Origin of the sequence: Oscillibacter sp. KLE 1745 (genome assembly GCF_000469445.2) — a bacterium.
Lineage (GTDB): Bacteria > Bacillota > Clostridia > Oscillospirales > Oscillospiraceae > Oscillibacter > Oscillibacter welbionis.
Genome location: NZ_KI271733.1, coordinates 1 through 1,185, shown reverse-complemented (window position 1 = coordinate 1,185; position 1,185 = coordinate 1). Strand labels below are relative to the sequence as shown.

The 1,185-nt window shown below is 63.6% G+C and carries 2 protein-coding genes; both read right to left on the bottom strand.

Going from position 1 to position 1,185, the window contains the following annotated elements:
- The coding region (locus tag HMPREF1546_RS10710; protein ID WP_021751926.1) for an S-layer homology domain-containing protein at positions 1 to 322 on the bottom strand (322 nt) is incomplete at its 3' end.
- A 332-nt stretch (positions 323 to 654) separates the two neighbouring features.
- On the bottom strand, positions 655 to 1,185 hold a 531-nt coding region (locus HMPREF1546_RS19225; protein WP_021751925.1), incomplete at its 5' end, for a type IV toxin-antitoxin system AbiEi family antitoxin domain-containing protein.

The following is a 1,185-nucleotide window of genomic DNA, read 5'->3' as shown; positions in this document are numbered from 1 at the left end:
AGCAGTAGGTGATGTAGCCCGCGAAGGTGTTGGTCACGGGAACATCCTTAAAGGGAGCGGTGCCTGCGCTGAGCGCGGAGGCGGTGGTGGGGCCCAGGATCAGGTTGCAGATGATCTTGGCGGCCGCGCCACGGGTCAGGACATCATCGGGACGGAAGTCGCCGTCGGAATAACCGTCGACAACACCCAGGGCAGAGATCACATCCACAGCTTCTTTGTAGGTGATCTCGCTGTCGTCCGTGAAGTCCTTGGCGCCGGCGCTGACGGTGACCAGAGACATGGTCATCACCAGAGCAAGCACCAGAGAAAGGAACTTCTTCATTGGGATTTCTCCTCCTTCAAAAAATTTGCGGTCCGCCGGAAGACCCCAGGCGGGTCTGGGATTCGTGTGGGGGCTAGCCAACCAACTTGTGTCGGCCTACACCAACCGCAGAGCCGGATGCGGGGCGCTTCCGCCGTTCGCAAGGCCAATTTACGGGAAAAAACTGCCGGTGTCCAGCGTTTCGCAAACCTTTTAATCCAATTGAAAAACGGCGCACAAACCGCATGGACAGCCATGTCACGCCATCATAACACGGACGCGATTTCTGCTCCGGCCGCGGCGCGGGCCAAAAAAGAGAGCGGCCCCTGAGGGCCGCTCTCCTTTTGCGCCGTTCACAGCAGAACCTCCTCCCGAATGGGAAGGGCGTACCGCTGCCCAGCCTGCACCAGGCGCCCGTCCTCCACCATGTGCTTGAGGATCAGGGCACACTGTCTGTCGCCGACGTGCAGGAGCGCCGCCAGATCCTGCCGGTAGGCCGGACCGGACTGCTCCAGAAATGTACGGATGACGTCATACTGCTCCTCCGGCGGCACCACCTGGCCGGCGGGGTAGTATTTGCCGCCGACCCGCACCAGCTTTCCCCGCTCAGCCAGCTGCCGGAGACGCTCGTAGGCCGCCACCTTGGACAGGCCGAGCAGCGACATGGCCTCCGACCGGGAGATGGTGCCTTTTTCGGCGGCGTAGGCCAGCAGCCGGGCGTCCTCGTTCTCCCGGCGCTCCTCCCGGCAGAGATCTCCCAGGCTGATGTGCTCCATCCCGCCCCGGATCAGGGCGGTCCGCACCATCTTGGACAGCCGGGGCTGGTCCAAGGGCCGCCGGGAGTTGGGCGTCAGCAGCACGTGCGGGTCCTCACCCGGCCGCCG